Here is a 16677-nt window from a genome sequence, read left to right on the forward strand (position 1 = left end):
GGGTTGCATCACAAACCTATCCGAGTATAGTGCGCTTCCACGGACGCGGGGTGGAGCAGCCTGGTAGCTCGTCGGGCTCATAACCCGAAGGTCGTCGGTTCAAATCCGGCCCCCGCAACCAATTAAAATTTGATGAAGTATCTTCTACAACTGTAGAAAGACGGACGCGGGGTGGAGCAGCCTGGTAGCTCGTCGGGCTCATAACCCGAAGGTCGTCGGTTCAAATCCGGCCCCCGCAACCAACACTTCTGAACACAATAAACACCCTTAAGGGTGTTTTTTTGTATCTGCCGTTTGTGAATTTGCCGGGCATTCCACCCGGCTAAAAGACCTACCCGCGTCGCGCCAGCGTCGCCCCGTCGGAGAAATACGCCCGAATCCCCGCCAGAATCGACTCCGCAACCTCCTGCTGGAATTTAGCAGTCTTGAGCTTACGCTCTTCTTCCACGTTACTGATAAACGCGGTTTCCACCAGAATGGACGGAATATCCGGTGCCTTCAGTACCGCAAACCCGGCCTGCTCAACGCTGTTTTTGTGCAGCTTATTGATGTTCCCCAGCTTGCCCAGCACCGCTTTACCAAACTTCAGGCTGTCGTTAATGGTCAGGGACTGCACCATGTCAAACATAGTGTGGTCAACGTAGCGGTCGCCGCTTTTGCTCACGCCACCGATCAAATCCGAGGCGTTCTGGGTGTCCGCAAGGTATCGCGCCGCGGTACTGGTCGCACCTTTGGTGGAAAGCGCAAACACCGACGAGCCGCTTGGCTGGCGGCTGGTAAAGGCATCCGCATGAATAGAGACGAACAGATCGGCGCGCTGCTTCTGCGCTTTCGCCACCCTGACCTTCAGCGGGATAAAGACATCCTCATTGCGCGTCATGTAGGCGCGCATATTGCCCTCTTTATCAATTAACGCCTTCAGACGACGGGCAATTTGCAGCACCACGTCTTTTTCACGCGTATGGTATTTCCCCACCGCACCGGAGTCTTCGCCGCCGTGGCCGGGATCGAGCATGATCACAATCGGACGATCGCGCCCTGCTTTCCCCGGCTGCGGGCCGCTTTGCGCAGGCGGCACCTGACGCTGAAGATCGCCTTTGTTGTAATCCTCCAGCAGGGCGAGAAGCGGATCCTGAATATCCGTCGCATTGGCCGGGTAGAGATCCATCACCAGACGCTCTTTAAACGTTGCAACGGGCGCCAGGGCGAACAGCTGCGGCTTAACGTTCTGCTTCAGCTCAAACACCATGCGCACGGTTTGCGGATCAAACTGGCCGACGCGCGCCGATTTAATAAACGGATCGTCACCGCGGATCTGCGCCGCCATGCCTTTAAGCACGGAGTTGAGGTTCACCCCTTCGAGATCCACCACCACGCGTTCAGGGTTGCTGAGGGCAAATTGCTTATATTTCAGCACGCGGTTGGACTCGACCGTTACGCGCGTATAGGTCGACGACGGCCAGACGCGCACCGCCACCACCTGACTCGTGGCGGCAAGACCGACCTGGCTGACGCTAAGCAACCACATTGCCCCGGCCCCTTTTAACAAACGGCGGCGGCTTATTGCTGAATTGGATCCCGACATGCTTCTCCCGAGCAAGAAAACGAACTGATATACAAAATGGTCAGATTGACCGAAAACTTTAACGAATGACGCATAAACTGTCATCTATAAAAGGGTAAACAATCATACGTTAACGCACGGATTACTTATTAATTTCTGTAGGACGCAGAAAATTTGCACTTGCACACGCGCCCACAATCGAATAAAAATACAGAAATTACGAATAAACATTCATTAAGGGTTGTGCCATGGTGAAGGAACGTAGAACCGAACTGGTCCAGGGATTCCGCCATTCTGTTCCCTATATCAACGCCCACCGGGGAAAAACGTTTGTCATCATGCTGGGCGGCGAAGCCATCGAGCATGAAAATTTTTCCAGCATCGTCAATGACATTGGCCTGCTGCACAGCCTCGGGATCCGCCTGGTGGTGGTCTACGGCGCACGCCCGCAGATTGACGCCAACCTGGCCGCTCACCACCACGAGCCGATTTACCACAAACATACTCGCGTCACGGATGCAAAAACTCTGGAGCTGGTGAAACAGGCGGCGGGTCTGCTGCAGCTGGATATTACCGCTCGCCTGTCGATGAGCCTGAACAACACACCGCTACAGGGCGCACATATCAACGTCGTGAGCGGCAACTTTATCATTGCCCAGCCGCTCGGCGTGGACGATGGCGTGGATTACTGTCACAGCGGCCGCATTCGTCGTATTGATGAAGAAGCCATTCATCGCCAGCTGGACAGCGGTGCCATCGTGCTGATGGGCCCGGTGGCGGTTTCCGTAACCGGCGAAAGCTTTAACCTGACGTCCGAAGAGATTGCCACGCAGCTGGCGATCAAGCTCAAGGCGGAAAAAATGATTGGGTTTTGCTCCTCCCAGGGCGTCGTAAACGATGAAGGGGTGATTGTGCCGGAACTCTTCCCGAATGAAGCCCAGGCCCGCGTGGAAGCGCTGGAAGCCGAAGGCGATTACCACTCCGGCACCGTCCGCTTCCTGCGTGGTGCCGTGAAGGCCTGTCGCAGCGGCGTGCGCCGTAGTCACCTGATCAGCTATCAGGAAGACGGCGCTCTGCTGCAGGAGCTATTCTCCCGTGACGGTATTGGTACCCAGATTGTGATGGAAAGCGCCGAGCAGATCCGCCGCGCAACCATCAACGATATCGGCGGCATTCTGGAGCTGATCCGTCCTCTGGAGCAACAGGGTATTCTGGTGCGTCGCTCCCGAGAGCAGCTGGAGATGGAGATCGACAAATTCACCATTATCCAGCGCGATAACCTGACCATCGCCTGCGCCGCGCTCTATCCGTTCCCGGAAGAGAAGATTGGTGAAATGGCCTGCGTGGCGGTGCACCCGGACTACCGCAGCTCTTCACGCGGCGAAATGTTACTTGAGCGCGTGGCGGCACAGGCGCGTCAGATGGGGCTGAGCAAGCTGTTCGTCCTGACGACGCGCAGCATTCACTGGTTCCAGGAGCGCGGGTTCACGCCGGTAGATATTGATTCCCTGCCGGAAACGAAGAAAGAGATGTACAACTATCAGCGTCGTTCAAAAGTGCTGATGGCTGACCTTGGATGATACGACGCCCTCACCGTCCGGTGGGGGCTTTCGTTCAGACGGCCCCAAATATCGCGCTCAGCCCGCTTCGGCGTTCCGTACGGGCGGCAATCGCCTGCACCAGCACCCGTTCGTCGGCATAGAGCGACAGGCGCTGACGCGCGCGCGTAATGGCGGTATAGATCAGCTCGCGGGTAATGACCGGTGAAAGCTGCGTGGGCAGGATCAGCGCCGCATGGTTAAACTCAGAGCCCTGAGATTTATGCACCGTCATCGCCCATGCGGTTTCATGCTCGGGCAAACGGCTGGGCTGGAAAGACTTTACGCTGCCGTCTGGCATCTGGAACCAGACGCGAAGCCCCTGACCGCGATCGAGCGCAATCCCGATATCTCCGTTAAACAACCCCAGCGCGCTGTCGTTGCGGGAGATCATCACCGGCCGCCCTTCATACCAGCGGGAGTGCGGGGTACGGTTGATTTTACGCTTTTGCGCCAGCAGCTGTTCCAGCCTGTCGTTCAGGCCGCTGACGCCAAAGGGGCCTTCCCTCAGCGCACAGAGCAACTGATATTCGCCAAACGCGGCAATGACCTGCTCCGGCGTGCTTTGCTGCTGTACGCCCGTCAGAAAATGTTGATACCCCAGCAGGGCGTCATCAAGCATCGCCTGATATTCTTCCCCGGTTTGCAGCGATTTTTTCTCAATATCCGTATAGGTTCCGTCGAACACCGCAGTGGTGGTGCGCCGGTCGCCCCGATTCACTGCCGCCGCGAGCTGGCCGATGCCGGAGTCGCTGCCGAAACGGTAGCTTTTTTGCAGCAGACACAGGCTGTCGCGCAGCGCCCCTGCAAGCGAATGGTTTTCAGAGGTGAGCGAACATCCGGTGAGACGGGCTAATTCCTCTGCACGTTCCGCGGTATATCCCAGGCTGGCATAGGTGCAGATATCGCCCAGCACGGCTCCGGCCTCAACGGAGGCAAGCTGATCGCGATCGCCGAGAAAAATAACCCGCGCGTGCGGCGGGAGCGCATCGATCAACCGCGACATCATCGTCAGGTCAATCATCGACGCTTCATCCACTACCAGCACGTCCAGATGCAGCGGGTTACCGGCATGGTAGCGCAGACGCTGGCTGCCCGGCTGAGCGCCAAGCAAGCGGTGCAGCGTGCTGGCTTCGTTAGGGAAAAGCGCAAGCTGATCCCCGGAAAGCGGCAGTTTTTGCAGCGCCCCGCCCAACGACTCTGTCAGACGCGCCGCCGCTTTCCCCGTGGGGGCTGCCAGGCGAATACGGCATTTTTGCTCACCCGATAACTGAATCAGCGCGGCAAGCAGCTTTGCCACGGTGGTCGTTTTTCCGGTGCCCGGACCGCCAGAAATCACCGATATCCGCCGCGTTAACGCCACCGCTGCCGCCACTTTCTGCCAGTCTGTCGCGTCGTCAGAGGTAAACAGCATATCCAGCGTTTGCCGGAGCAGTGCTTCATCGCACGCTAGCGGAGCATTGGTCTCGCTGAAGAAGCGCGCCACCGTTAGCTCGTTACGCCACAGCCGGTTCAGATACAAACGTTCTCCCGTCAAAATCATTGGCGTACCGGTATCGGCGCCGCTGACGGCAGGCGAGCGGAGTAATATTTCCTGCCAGTCCACGGCCTCACCCAGCAGCGCGAAACACGCCTGTAAAGCCGGGGGCATTTTCTCATCCACCACCAGACGTGAAAGTGGCAGACACACGTGCCCCTCCCCCGCATCTTTGCTCAGGATCGCGGCGGCAAGCATGACGGCAGGCTCTTCGCCCGCCACCATCATGGCAAACTGCACATCCAGGTGGCGCAGTAATCGTTGTTCAACCGCGTCCAGCAGTAGTGCCTGCATCGTCATGCCACCTCCTCCGTGCCTGTAGCAAACAGGTTATCCATTTTTTCAATCAACTCCGCAGCCGGACGCGTACTGAAGACGCCGGAACGCGGGTCATTAGCATCCACGCCGCGCAGGAACAGGTAAATTACGCCGCCAAAATGGTCTTCATAACGGTAATTGGCCATGCGATGACGCAGGTAGCGGTGCAGTGCCAGGGTGTAAAGCTGGTACTGCAGATCGTAGCGATGCATTTGCATCGCAGAGGCCATCGCGTCTTGCGTGTAGGCTTCGCTGCTTTCACCCAGCCAGTTCGATTTGTAATCCAGCAGGTAGTAGCGCCCTTCATGGCGGAAAACGAGGTCGATAAAGCCTTTCAGCATCCCCTGCACCTGGCGGAAATTCAGCGGCGGGCACCCGGCGGATAACGGATCGTACTCGCGGATCATTGCATCAAGCGCCTCGGCCCTGAGCGGGCTGGCAATAGGAAGATAAAACTCCATCTCCACCTGCTTATCTTTGGCGGTCAACTGGCTCAGCGAAATCCCCTGCGCCGTGAGTGGCGCGTGCAGAATAGCGCGGATCCATTCCGTGAGAACCGGCTGCCACTGCGCGTCGTAGCCGCCGCTCTGCAGCATCTTCAGCACCCACTCATCGGAAACCGGCTGGGTAAAATCCAGCTCCTCAAACAGACTGTGCAAAAACGTGCCCGGCGAGGCGCCGCGTGGGAACTGATGAGGTGTGAGCACGGGCTCAACGGGCACACTCCCGGCACCTGCGGCATCGACATCCAGTTTTGGCATCAGATCCTGCGCAATACTCTGCCCGTGCTGCTGTAAACCGGAGTAGCTGGTGACGCGCCAGTCGTCGGCAATCATGCGGGCAACCTGTCGGGCATGCAGCTCAGAGGCCTGCTGCTCAGGCGTCTGCCAGCGACTGTTGTCGGGCTGGGTCGGAATATGCAGGGCAACATGCTCGGTGCAAAGCGATTCGATGCACTGGCGCAGCCCTGCGGCATCTTTGGGTTCGCCGCGCTGAATAAGCCGCCCCAGCGCGCTCAGATGAAAATCACTCTCGCCGCTTTTTTCGCCACGACGGCGGAACAGCGGCGCAATGCCCAGACTGCAGTGCCAGACTGAACGGGTCAGCGCCACGTAGAGCAGACGAAGATCTTCCGCCAGACGCTCGGCTTCGGCCAGCTCAACGCTGGACTCCGCGTTGCTGAGATCGAGCACCGCCTCAAACGACTCGCGATCGTGGTAAAAAGCCTGGTCCTGCACGCGGTAATTGGCGATAAATGGCAGCCAGACCAGCGGATACTCCAGACCTTTCGACTTGTGAATGGTAACGATCTGCACCAGATGTTTATCGCTCTCAAGGCGCATCTGCTGGCTGGATGAATTACTGTTCGGGTCAGCAATCTGCTGCGCCAGCCAGCGCACCAGGGCGTGCTCGCTCTCCAGCTGCGTGCCCGCTTCCTGGAGAAGCTCGCTGATGTGTAAAATATCGGTCAGCCGACGCTCGCCGCCCGCGGTCGCGAGCATGTTCTCCGCAATGTGACGCTGTGCCATGAGCTCGCGCACCATCGCCATCACGCCGCGCTTCTGCCATTTTTCACGGTAGCGAACAAACTCTTCTACCACGGCATCCCATGCGGATTCGTCATTGTTGAGCGCATCAATGTCACGCGCATTCAGCCCGAGCATCGCGCTCGCCAGTGCGCTGCGCAGCGTGCTTTCCCGCTCCGGCGCCAGCACGGCCTGCAGCAGCCATAGCATCTCCTGGGCTTCCAGCGTTTCAAAAACGCTGTCGCGGTTGGAAAGGTAGACGGACGGTATATTCAGTAACGTCAGGGCATCGCGGATAAGTGCGGCCTCCTGACGGCTGCGCACCAGCACCGTGATATCCGATGCCTTAACCGGGGCAGGTTTATCCCCCTTCCACAGCAGTGCTTCACCGCGCGCACCAGCGCTGAGCCAGTCCCGAATTTGTGCCGCACAGTGCTGGGCCATGGCGTTTTGATAGTCCGCGACGCCGCAGCCCTCTCCATCCAGCAGCCAGAAATTCATGGCGGGCTGCGTTTCGCCGTTAAATTCGAAGCGCAACGAGGCATTTTTCGGGGCGAATTTGACCGGCTGGAAAGGGATCTCCCGGAACATAAACGCCGTATCCATGCGGCCGAAAAGCGCGTTGACACTTTCCACCATGCCGGGAGAGGAGCGCCAGTTGGTGTCGAGCGTGTAGTGCGCGTCGACCTCGCTACGGGCTTTCATGTAGGTGAAAATATCCGCACCGCGGAAAGCATAAATGGCCTGCTTAGGATCGCCGATTAACAGCAGCGCGGTGCCGGGCTGCTGGCGCCAGATACGGCGGAAAATACGGTATTGCTGAGGGTCGGTATCCTGAAATTCGTCAATCATTGCCACCGGGAAGCGGGTGCGAATCGCGGCGGCAAGCGCTTCGCCATTTTCACTGCATAACGCCGCATCAAGGCGGCTCAGCATATCATCAAACCCCAGCTCGCCCCGGCGGCGTTTCTCACGCGCGACGGCTTCGCGAATCTCCGTCATGGCGCGGACGATCATCAGATCGTTAAGCGTTAATGGCTCTGCAAGCAGGGTTTCAATCGCCACAAACAGGGGATGTTCAGGCACAATGCCGTCAGCTTTGGTCCGCTCAACCAGGAAACGCTGCGAGAATTTTTCCAGCGCGTCCGGGAGCAGGTAGCCTCGCGTCTCTTCCTGCGCCCACGCGCTGATCTTCTCGATCCATTTTCCCTGGTTGCCGCGGTTGAACTTTCGTCGGTCGATCCCGGAATTCTCAATGATCGCGTCAATCTCGCCGACAGACTCAATCCATTTTTGCTTGATGTCGGCAATTTTCGCGATGATTTTTTCATGGCGCGAAGCCAGAGTTTCATCCGCCGGGGGCGGAGATTTGATCGCTGGTGCTTCCCCCTGAAGATAACGATCGATGGCGCGCAGCAGCGCTTCGGGCCCCTTCCACAACGCATGTACCGCTTCGGCAATATCGCGCTGTAACGGATAGCAGTGGCGACGCCAGAAATCCGCGCAGGCCTGATAGCGAAGCACGGATTCATCTTCAATAAGCTGTTGTTCAAACAGCATGCCGGATTCAAACGCATTCAGGCTCAGCATGCGCTGGCAAAACCCGTGAATGGTAAAGACGGACGCTTCATCCATCTGCCGTTCAGCGAGAAGCAGCCACTGGGCCGCCTGTTGCTTATCGGCAATCTCTTCCAGAAGGCTCGCGTAGAGAGGGTTTTCCGTGCTCTGGCGCAGGCAGGCGATACGCAGCTCGTGGATATTGGTACGAATACGGCCGCGCAGTTCAGCGGTGGCGGCCTCGGTGAAGGTGACGACCAGCAGCTCTTCCACGCTCAGAGGACGAGGAAAAGCGGCGTTACCGCCAAGCCCTAACAGCAGGCGCAGATAGAGCGCGGCGATGGTGAAGGTTTTTCCCGTTCCCGCTGAGGCTTCAATCAATCGTTCACCCTGCAGAGGTAAACGTAAGGGATCAAGGGACTCAGCGGTATTGGTCATTCTTTCTTACTCCAGGGCATAGATTGCTGCAGCGCGCTGACGCTCTTCCAGACTTTCCAGCCTTCCGGGTTCACGTAGTCCGTTTTCCCGTTCTGGCTACCGGAAACCTGAGACAGGATGGTAATACCCTGCGGCTTAATCACTGCCTGATGGAAGAAATCGGCAGCCTTCTGCGGCGTCAGCTGTTTAATCTCGGCCACTACTTTATCACGCGAATCAAATTTCAGATTACCGCGATCGAAATCTTTGCTCAGCTGCGAAGCCTCTTCACCCAGCGTCTGCGGCGGCTGCATCACCTGCGTGATAACGGCCTGCTGGATCTGGGCAAACTCTTCCGGCTTCATGGCGCGCAGTTTTGCTTCCACCTGCGGGAAGAACGCCTGATAGCGCTGCCAGAGATAGGCCGGTTGTTTGTCGCTGCTTTGCAGCAGGAAACCCAGCCCCCATTGACGGCCCACGTTCATCGAGAAAGCAAATACCGCATAGCCAAGCTGCTCTTCAGTGCGCAACTGGTTATAGAACCAAGGCTGAATAATCTGTCCCAGAACGGCGCTCTGCGCAGAACTTGCGAATTCATCATAGCCCGTTGGTACGAACACCGCGGCCAGCGCAGAATCCGTGCTGCTACCCGCTTTTTCAAAAATCACATTCTGTTTTTTCTCAACCAGCACGTCCTGGTTGCGACACCACTCGTCGCCTTTCGAACCGAGTTGTGTGCGGACATTTTCTGCCAGCGTTTTGGCCTGATCTTCGCTCATGTTGCCGACGATAAGGAACTCGGGACGCGTATTGGTTTTCAGCGCATCACGGTATGCCAGCACGTCTTTTAAGGTGACAGATGGCAGCAGCGCGCGGCGGTCTTCTCGCTGGAAATAAGGTATTTGCGAAAGCATTTGCGCAGGCATAAGCGCCTGATCGTAAGCTTTGCCCTTCTCGGCCGAGTCCATCATCTGCGCATACCAGGATTTGGCCTGCTCAAGCTGTTCTTCCGTCGGCGTGTAGCTAAAGTAACCTTCCAGCAGTGCCTGGAAAAGCTGAGGCAAACGCTGGGTATAGCCGTTTGCATTGAGCATCAACCCGTTGTTGGCGTTGGTGGAGAAGCTGATCCCCCCCACGGCCGCCTGGTTACTGAGCTGATCGAGCGCGATACCGGCCAGATAGTCATTGAGCGCGAACATGACCTGGTTTTTGGCGCTATTCATCGCTTTCGGGTTACGCAGAACCACGCTGACATCGGCCTTCGGCTCGCTCGTGAAATAGCGGCTTGGGGTGTACACCACGCGCAGCGTCGGCTCATCAATAATGAGCTCCGGATGTGGGTAATCCTTAGTCGTTTTAATCAGCGAGAAATCATCCGGGATGTAGGGGTTCAGCTCCGGCAGCTTCAACGCTATCTCACCGGCCTTCTTCTGCCAGTCGGCGAAAGTCTGGTCGCTGATTTTGTCTACCTGATAAGGGGCATCAACAAAGTACGCCGTCTTGTTGTGCGGTTCGTTCGGGCTGATGTACCAGATGCGGGCATTCTGCGGGGTCATCATCGCCAGGCGCGCTTTTACCGCCTCGGCATCATAACGATCGGCAATATTGACCGCGTCAAGCGTGTGCGCCACCGGCACGCGGATCATGGTATCCGCCAGCCACTCCACGTAATCCATGTCGCGGGTTATGGACGGGTAGCGGAAATCGAGATCCAGCACGTGCGCCAGTTCATCAAAATAGCGCTTATCGACGCCTTTCTCGCGCAGTAAAGAGAGGTAGCTAAAGATTGCCGCCACCACTTCATCACGGTTGGCCTGCCCTTTGTCGGTCAGCGTGGCGGAGATCGCCAGCACGCCGCTATTGCCGTTTACCACGGGATCGGAATCGGCGCGGATCCCTTCCACCAGTCCCTGTTTTTGCAGCCAGTCAGATAAGGTTCCCGGGCTGCGGTTACCAATCAGGTAGGTCACCAGCTCGTCGGTTTTACTGCGAAACTGGGCGGTGTTGTTATCAATGCGGAACTCAACGCGCAGCACTTTGCGGGGCATGGCAGGGACGTAATGGATAACGATCCCTTTTTGCGCGTCCGTGACAACCGGTACGTCTATCTTCGGCAGGTCGATATTTTTATTCGGCACCCGGCCAAACGTTTGAGCCGCCAGACCGGCAAGCTCCGGCAACGGTTTGTTGCTGTAAATAACCGCCTTCATCAGGTTAGCGGAGTAGTATTTGTCGCGAAACGCATGCAGAGCGTCAATCACCGGGCTACCCGGTTTATCGCTCAACGTCTCCAGATTACCGCCCGAGAAACGTGACCCCGGATGCGCCGGGTTGATCGTCTCGGCGCTGACCTGCGCCATGCGCATACCGTCCCGGGTACGGGCCATGGTCAGCTCCGCATTAACGGCATTGCGCTCGCGGTCGGCGTATTTTTTATCCAGCAGCGGCGCAGCGATAGCATCGGCAAGACGATCAACCGCCCCTGCCAGCGCGTCATTTTCGACTTCGAGATAAAAGGCCGTGCGGTACGGTGCCGTGCTGGCGTTGTGGCTGCCGCCGTGCATTTTCAGGAATTCAGAGAGGCTATCCGGCTGCGGATATTTTTTAGAACCCATCAGCGTCATGTGTTCAAGGTAATGCGCCAGCCCCGGATGCGCCTCAGGATCTTCCAGCGATCCAACCGGCACTACTAACGCCGAGAGGGATTTCACCGCCTGCGGATCGGAAACCAGCAGCACAGTCATACCGTTATCAAGGCGGATAGCCTGATACTGGCGGGTATCTTTTTCGCTCTTACGGATAGTTTCCTGAACGGGTTGCCAACCGGAGTCTGCCTGAGTGACGGGAGCCCAAAGGGCGACAAACAAAACAAACGCTTTGAACAAGGTGCTGCCTGGCATTACGACCTCTTTATCACGGCTTCATCATTAACAAACTGCGTGCTGGACACGCCAACATCTCTTTATTTAGGTACATCAGTCCGTGATAAGAAGTGCATCATAAATGAACACCCCATGCTGCGCAATTTTTATACAGCGCTCAGGACTGATTAAATTTAAACAACGGTAACAGGTAGCGTTGCGCCTCTTCCGTGATTGCCTCGAAGTATTCTGGCTCAAGCGTTCGCCATAAGCGTTGATACCAGACATCCTCACCTTCACCACGCACCATCATGTTTCCTTCGTAGGCCTGCATAAATTTACTGCGCGCTTTCTGCAACGATGCCTCATCCGTTAACATCGCATCATTTTGCGCGTCATAACAGGCTTTTATCCACGCACCGCCGCTTTCAGGCAGTAGCAAAAGGGGTTTATTCATTCCCTGAAGATAGCCCTCAATGTACAAGGACAGATAGCGTAATGCCTGTTCTGCCTCCATTGGCGGGAAGCGCCACTCCCCCTCTTTGCGCACGAATATCCGGCTTTCGCCCTGATGACCACCCGCACTGTAGACAAGATGTTCCAGCCAGAGTTGCAAACCTTGTGAAACGCTGAGCATGGAGGGCCGCCAGCGCAGCAATCCATCCGGCTGAACCTGGGTTAGCCAGCCCGTAAGTTGGATGCCGTTGCAGATGAGATCGATTTCGATGCTTTGGCCGGGCTGGCGGTGCTCCCTTACGCGCTCCGCCAGAGCAGTCATCTCCTGGCACTGCGCCTCCCAGACGATCTCCCCGAAAGCGCCGTAAGGCAGTTGTCCTGCGGCACGGTAGCGGCGGTAAAGTTTGTCAGCATCTTCTTCTTCAACCAGCGCATTCAGCAACTGGAGGTTTAACTGATAGCGCTCCAGCCCTTCCAGGGTAAAGGGCTCTGCATCCGGGATTTCGCTCTCTTCAGAACGGAAGTTGACCTGCAATCGCTGCTGGAAGAAGGCGCGCACCGGATGCGCCCAAAACCGCTGGAGCTGTTCGAATGTCAGGGTGTTAATGGGCAGCGGGTCAAGCGCCTGAATGAAATCCGTATGGGCTCGCCCCTCTTTTTTCGCTGCAGGTAGCCATTCGCGGGCATAGCTCTGCTGTTCGCTGACAACGTAGTTTACCGGGTCAAACGGCATGCGGCTGTGGATACAGGTAATGTGCGCCTTCACCCGCTGTTCGCTTTCATCACAGTTCAGCCCTTCATCGCCAGCCAGATAGTGGCTCTGGCCGATATAATCCACCAGCTCCTGCACCAGAACGGAGGGGAAACGCTCGCTGTTGTCCTGAATGGAGCGGCCGATATAGCTGATATAGAGCTTGCTCTGGGCGGATATGAGCGCTTCAAGGAAGAGATAGCGGTCATCATCACGACGGCTACGATCGCCCCGCTTTGGATCTGCGCTCATCAAATCGAACCCCAGCGGCGCCAGCGCTCGCGGATAAACACCGTCATTCATACCGAGCAGGCAGACCACCTTGAAGGGAATTGAACGCATTGGCATCAGGGTACAGATATTAATGGGGCCAGCCAGGAAACGCTGGCTGATTCGCTCCTGGTCAAGGCGTTGCGTCAGCTCATCGCGCAGCAGTGACAAAGGGATCGCTTCGAGATAATGGGAATTCACGCCCTCGTCGACGATAGCCTGCCACTGCGTTTCGATGAGCGCCATCGCCGCTTCGGTGTCGTTGTCTGGCAGGAAGAAATCATTGAGTAACGCCCTGCAAACCGGGAGCCACTCTTCAAGCGGGCGCGGCTGCATAAGCTCACGACGCCAGCGGTTAAGCTGCATCAGCAGAGAAGCTAAATGCCCCACCAGTTCAGCAATTAACCCGCTGGATTCATCGTAAGGCAGCACCTCGTTCCACTCGCCCTGGCTGCTCTCCATGGCGTAGCCGAGCAGCATACGCGTCAGGCCAAACCGCCAGGTGTGTTGCCCTGTCGGCGGGAGTTCGAACTCCTGGACGTTATCGTCATCAATGCCCCAGCGAACGCCGGACTCATTAACCCACTGGCGAAGGTAGCGCAGCCCTTCTTCATTGATGTTGAAGCGGGCGGCCAGCACGGGAACATCCAGCAACGCCAGGACATCCTCGGAGATAAAGCGGCTATCCGGCAATGAAAGCAGGGTGAGAAATGCCTGCAATGCCGGATGCGACTGACGGGCACGACGGTCAGAGATGGCGTAAGGCAGGTATCGCTCACCCGTCGCACTGCCGAAGACAGCCTGTATAAAGGGACTGTAGCTGTCGATATCCGCCACCATCACCACAATATCGCGCGGAGTGAGTTCGGGATCGTCCTGCAGCATCGCCAGCAGCCGATCGTGAAGCACTTCAACCTCACGCTGCGGGCTATGGCAGACATGGATTGTGATGCTGCGATCGTCAGCGTCCAGCTTTCGCTTGCTGTCGCTGCGTTCAAACTCTTTCGCCGTCACGCCCATGACGGCGCGATTTTCCAGATCCAGAATATCTAACTGGATATTATGCAGCAGGCAATCCGGGGCAATCTCAACAAAGGCATCCACGTCGCCCTCGCCTGATGACGTAATATCGGAGAGCATGTGTATGTAATCACGCCCCAGCTTCCCCCATGAGGCAAGCAGTGGATTGGGCAGGTTCTGGATGCCGTCTTCATCAAAAAGCAGCCCGGCAGTCGAACCGTCTTTAAACAGCGGGACGGATCGTTCTTCAAAAAGGCGCTTTCGTTGGCGAGTTACCAGCCGCGCAAGCCAACGTTCGTCGAGGATATCTCCCCAATACTGTCGACAAGGGTTGGTGAACAAAATATGGATATCAATATGTTTACCCAGCGCATTCAATGCCTTCAGATAAACAGGCGGTAGTGCGGATATCCCACAGATAAAAACGCGTGACGGCAGTCGGGCTGGGCGCGCCGACGCATTCTCGAGTATTGAGATAAACCGATCGTACAGGTTGGCACGGTGCCACTTAGGCTGCCCAAGTTTCTCCGTATGCTCTACCAGCGCCTTCCACAACGGTGCCTGCCAGATTTGCGCCTCCGGTAGCCCTTCAACCAGTTCACCCGCTTCCCAGCGAATTAGCCAGTCAGAGCGGTAAACAAGGTATTGGTCGTAGAGATCGGCGGTGCGCGACGCCAGCTGAAACAGCTTGCGCTTATCGGTATCATCATTGAGGTAGTGGCGCAGCATGGCGAATTCATCGTGCTGCAGCATCTCCGGCAGCAGTGCCATCAGCTTCCAGCTCATGCTCTGCTTGTTAAAGGCGCTCTGCTCGGGAATGTCCGGTAACACGCGAACAAACATCTCCCAGATAAAGCTCGCGGGCAGCGGGAAATCAATATTCGCGGCAATGCCAAATTTACGGGAAAGCGACATTTGCAGCCACTGTGCCATACCGGTGCTCTGCACCAGCACCATTTCAGGCTCAAAAGGATCGTCGAGCCGCTCGCGCTCAACGATAAATTCCATCAGCGCTTCCAGCACATCCAGACGATTTGAGTGGTAGACCCTTAACATAGACGCTCCCGACTACTGGCTAACCGGGCAATGCAGACGCGTTAACTCACCGCGCCGCCCCAGAGGAGAAATAAGTGTAGCCGTGATGCTGACACATCCTGCGTGCGTTGTCTGCACCCGACTGGCCTGCCAGCCTGCGGGGAGAACATTTGTTGAGAACTGAGACTGATTCCAGGCATGGTGCCAGAGCTGGCGATATTGGTTAAACACGCTAAACCGCGCCGCCAGCGCGCGGTGATAACCCGACAGAGCCGTCACAACGATCACCAGCAGCATCATCGCCAGAAGAACCTCTACCATGCTAAATCCTTTTTCTCTGTTTACGGCAGTTGGCATAGCGAACGCTCCTTTAACGGGCAAAAATCACTCCAGCCGTGAGGGGAAAAGCGAATTTTCCCGTCGATGATCTCTCCTGAACGCCAGAGCAGCAGGTCGCCGTCTCCGGCAATCAGTAAAACCGTCGTTTCACCCAGCGGGCGCAGACACACTCGCCACGACGATGCCTGTTTGCACTGGACTTCAGGATGGGATGACCAGCTCTGAACACGTCCCCACTCAAGCGCTGACTGGACAGCCGCCTGTTGCTGCAGCGAACGGCTCTCACCGCCAACAAGCGTACTGAACGTTGTCAGTTGCTGGTTAAGGCCGGTGAGGATCAGCGTACCAAGCACCAGTAAAAGCAGAACCAGCGCCAGCGAAGACATTCCACGTTGACGATTCACAGGTTATACCCCGTGACCGCGTACAAAGCCTGATAAGGCTTCCCCTGCTCGCCTTTGTGAATGGCGGACAGTTCGATATTCAGCTCAGGCGCAAACCCGGCGTGTTCAACCTTCCTCACCAAAAAGTGCGTGATAACAAGCCTGTCCGGGTCTGTAAGCTTTTCCCATCCCTTACCGTCACACGATATTGCGCCACGCAAGGTTTCCAGCGCGCCCGACTCCAGACGAAAACCGGTGCTGTCATTTTCTGATGCACTGCGATCCCAACGGCCGTTACTGTTGGCATCCCACCGCGCAATGATACAGCTACCCTGTCTTGCGATCGCCAGCCCTTGCTCCTGGCAGTTTCCCGCGCAGTAACCCGCACGCTGAAGCTGTTTGCCAAGGGCAAACAGGCGCTGCCAGACCTCTTCTTCCAGTTCTCTCTGGCCGGATTGCAGTAATACCGCCCGCTGCAATCCGGGTAAAAAGCGCGATGCGCTAATCAACAACAGGCTACTGATTGCCGTAGCAATCAGAACTTCAGTCAGTGAGAAACCGCGCTGTTTCATCGACATGAGCCTCCTTCTGAGATCTTGCACATCCTGATGCGCCCTCCATCAGAGACAATAATCAGCCATTCTCCTGCGCGGCTATGAACGCGGATCCGCCCTGCCCATGCCGTATCCCTCAATCCATAAAACCCTAATAACGGCGTTACCTCGCTCACCGCGACCTCTGACCAAAGTAGAAACAGTACAAAAGGGCTCTCCTTCTCACAGCCTTGTACGGCAGAGCTCACGAGGCACTCCTTTTCCCCCGCCCGCTGAAGGCGAATTTGATGGTCGCGGTTATGCCGGTTGGCGTCGTTGCGCAGAAACACCAGGTAGTCGCGCACCTGGCTGGCGGTTTGCCACAGCCGCTGCTGCCGTTGCCAGCTGTCCCAGCCGTAAAGACCTGAGGCACTGAGGATAACGACAAGCGAAATGGCAACCAGCGTTTCGATAAGCGTAAAGCCGTTCTCTTTTTTCATGCCGGGAGTGTG

General features: G+C 56.8%; 10 protein-coding genes and 2 tRNA genes. 3 read left to right on the top strand and 9 right to left on the bottom strand.

The annotated features are described in order from the left end of the window. Nucleotides 1-44 precede the first annotated feature (44 nt). A tRNA-Met gene (locus D5066_RS13510) sits at nt 45-121 on the top strand. A 44-nt stretch (nt 122-165) separates the two neighbouring features. After that, nucleotides 166-242, top strand: a tRNA-Met gene (locus tag D5066_RS13515). 89 nt (nt 243-331) lie between these two features. Here D5066_RS13515 and amiC read toward each other — a convergent pair. Continuing rightward, nucleotides 332-1585 (bottom strand): N-acetylmuramoyl-L-alanine amidase AmiC, encoded by a 1254-nt coding sequence (amiC, locus tag D5066_RS13520; RefSeq protein WP_014885071.1) that lies wholly within the window; start codon nt 1583-1585, stop codon nt 332-334. Nucleotides 1586-1812: 227 nt separating this feature from the next. Here amiC and argA point away from each other — a divergent pair, with 227 nt between their 5' ends. Further along, a complete protein-coding gene (gene argA, locus D5066_RS13525) occupies nt 1813-3144 on the top strand; it encodes an amino-acid N-acetyltransferase (protein ID WP_014885072.1) in 1332 nt (443 codons plus the stop codon). Between the two features lie 34 nt (nt 3145-3178). Here the strand turns inward: argA and recD are convergent, their stop codons facing one another. The 8 genes from recD to D5066_RS13565 all read right to left on the bottom strand — a co-directional run bounded on the left by recD (nt 3179) and on the right by D5066_RS13565 (nt 16665). After that, nucleotides 3179-4999 (bottom strand): exodeoxyribonuclease V subunit alpha, encoded by a 1821-nt coding sequence (gene recD, locus D5066_RS13530; protein WP_119916247.1) that lies wholly within the window; start codon nt 4997-4999, stop codon nt 3179-3181. Next, on the bottom strand, nt 4996-8538 hold the full coding sequence (gene recB, locus D5066_RS13535) for an exodeoxyribonuclease V subunit beta (RefSeq protein WP_119916248.1): 3543 nt from the start codon (nt 8536-8538) through the stop codon (nt 4996-4998). The genes recD and recB overlap by 4 nt, the downstream gene beginning before the upstream one ends. Further along, a complete protein-coding gene (ptrA, locus tag D5066_RS13540; protein ID WP_119916249.1) occupies nt 8535-11417 on the bottom strand; it encodes a pitrilysin in 2883 nt (960 codons plus the stop codon). The genes recB and ptrA overlap by 4 nt, the downstream gene beginning before the upstream one ends. Before the next feature lie 139 nt (nt 11418-11556). Next, the gene (gene recC / locus D5066_RS13545) at nt 11557-14931 is read right to left on the bottom strand and encodes an exodeoxyribonuclease V subunit gamma (RefSeq protein WP_119916250.1); all 3375 of its coding nucleotides are present in this window, start codon (nt 14929-14931) and stop codon (nt 11557-11559) included. A gap of 12 nt (nt 14932-14943) precedes the next feature. Next, a complete protein-coding gene (locus D5066_RS13550; protein ID WP_119916251.1) occupies nt 14944-15267 on the bottom strand; it encodes a prepilin-type N-terminal cleavage/methylation domain-containing protein in 324 nt (107 codons plus the stop codon). Next, complete coding sequence (locus tag D5066_RS13555) at nt 15252-15653, bottom strand: DUF2509 family protein (RefSeq protein WP_119916252.1); 402 nt, start codon at nt 15651-15653, stop codon at nt 15252-15254. Before D5066_RS13555 ends, D5066_RS13550 begins: the two co-directional genes overlap by 16 nt. Next, on the bottom strand, nt 15650-16210 hold the full coding sequence (locus D5066_RS13560; RefSeq protein WP_080330102.1) for a prepilin peptidase-dependent protein: 561 nt from the start codon (nt 16208-16210) through the stop codon (nt 15650-15652). The genes D5066_RS13555 and D5066_RS13560 overlap by 4 nt, the downstream gene beginning before the upstream one ends. After that, nucleotides 16201-16665: a prepilin peptidase-dependent protein gene (locus D5066_RS13565; protein ID WP_119916277.1), complete on the bottom strand. Its 465-nt coding sequence runs from the start codon at nt 16663-16665 to the stop codon at nt 16201-16203. Before D5066_RS13565 ends, D5066_RS13560 begins: the two co-directional genes overlap by 10 nt. Nucleotides 16666-16677 lie beyond the last annotated feature (12 nt).

The sequence above is a fragment of the Enterobacter chuandaensis genome, assembly GCF_003594915.1.
Lineage (GTDB): Bacteria > Pseudomonadota > Gammaproteobacteria > Enterobacterales > Enterobacteriaceae > Enterobacter > Enterobacter chuandaensis.

What these genes read in the sequence shown, in the direction of transcription:
- amiC (WP_014885071.1), bottom strand. Translation starts at nt 1,585, where the DNA reads ATGTCGGGATCCAATTCAGCAATAAGCCGCCGCCGTTTGTTAAAAGGG.
- argA (WP_014885072.1), top strand. Translation starts at nt 1,813, where the DNA reads ATGGTGAAGGAACGTAGAACCGAACTGGTCCAGGGATTCCGCCATTCT.
- recD (WP_119916247.1), bottom strand. Translation starts at nt 4,999, where the DNA reads ATGACGATGCAGGCACTACTGCTGGACGCGGTTGAACAACGATTACTG.
- recB (WP_119916248.1), bottom strand. Translation starts at nt 8,538, where the DNA reads ATGACCAATACCGCTGAGTCCCTTGATCCCTTACGTTTACCTCTGCAG.
- ptrA (WP_119916249.1), bottom strand. Translation starts at nt 11,417, where the DNA reads ATGCCAGGCAGCACCTTGTTCAAAGCGTTTGTTTTGTTTGTCGCCCTT.
- recC (WP_119916250.1), bottom strand. Translation starts at nt 14,931, where the DNA reads ATGTTAAGGGTCTACCACTCAAATCGTCTGGATGTGCTGGAAGCGCTG.
- D5066_RS13550 (WP_119916251.1), bottom strand. Translation starts at nt 15,267, where the DNA reads ATGCCAACTGCCGTAAACAGAGAAAAAGGATTTAGCATGGTAGAGGTT.
- D5066_RS13560 (WP_080330102.1), bottom strand. Translation starts at nt 16,210, where the DNA reads ATGTCGATGAAACAGCGCGGTTTCTCACTGACTGAAGTTCTGATTGCT.
- D5066_RS13565 (WP_119916277.1), bottom strand. Translation starts at nt 16,665, where the DNA reads ATGAAAAAAGAGAACGGCTTTACGCTTATCGAAACGCTGGTTGCCATT.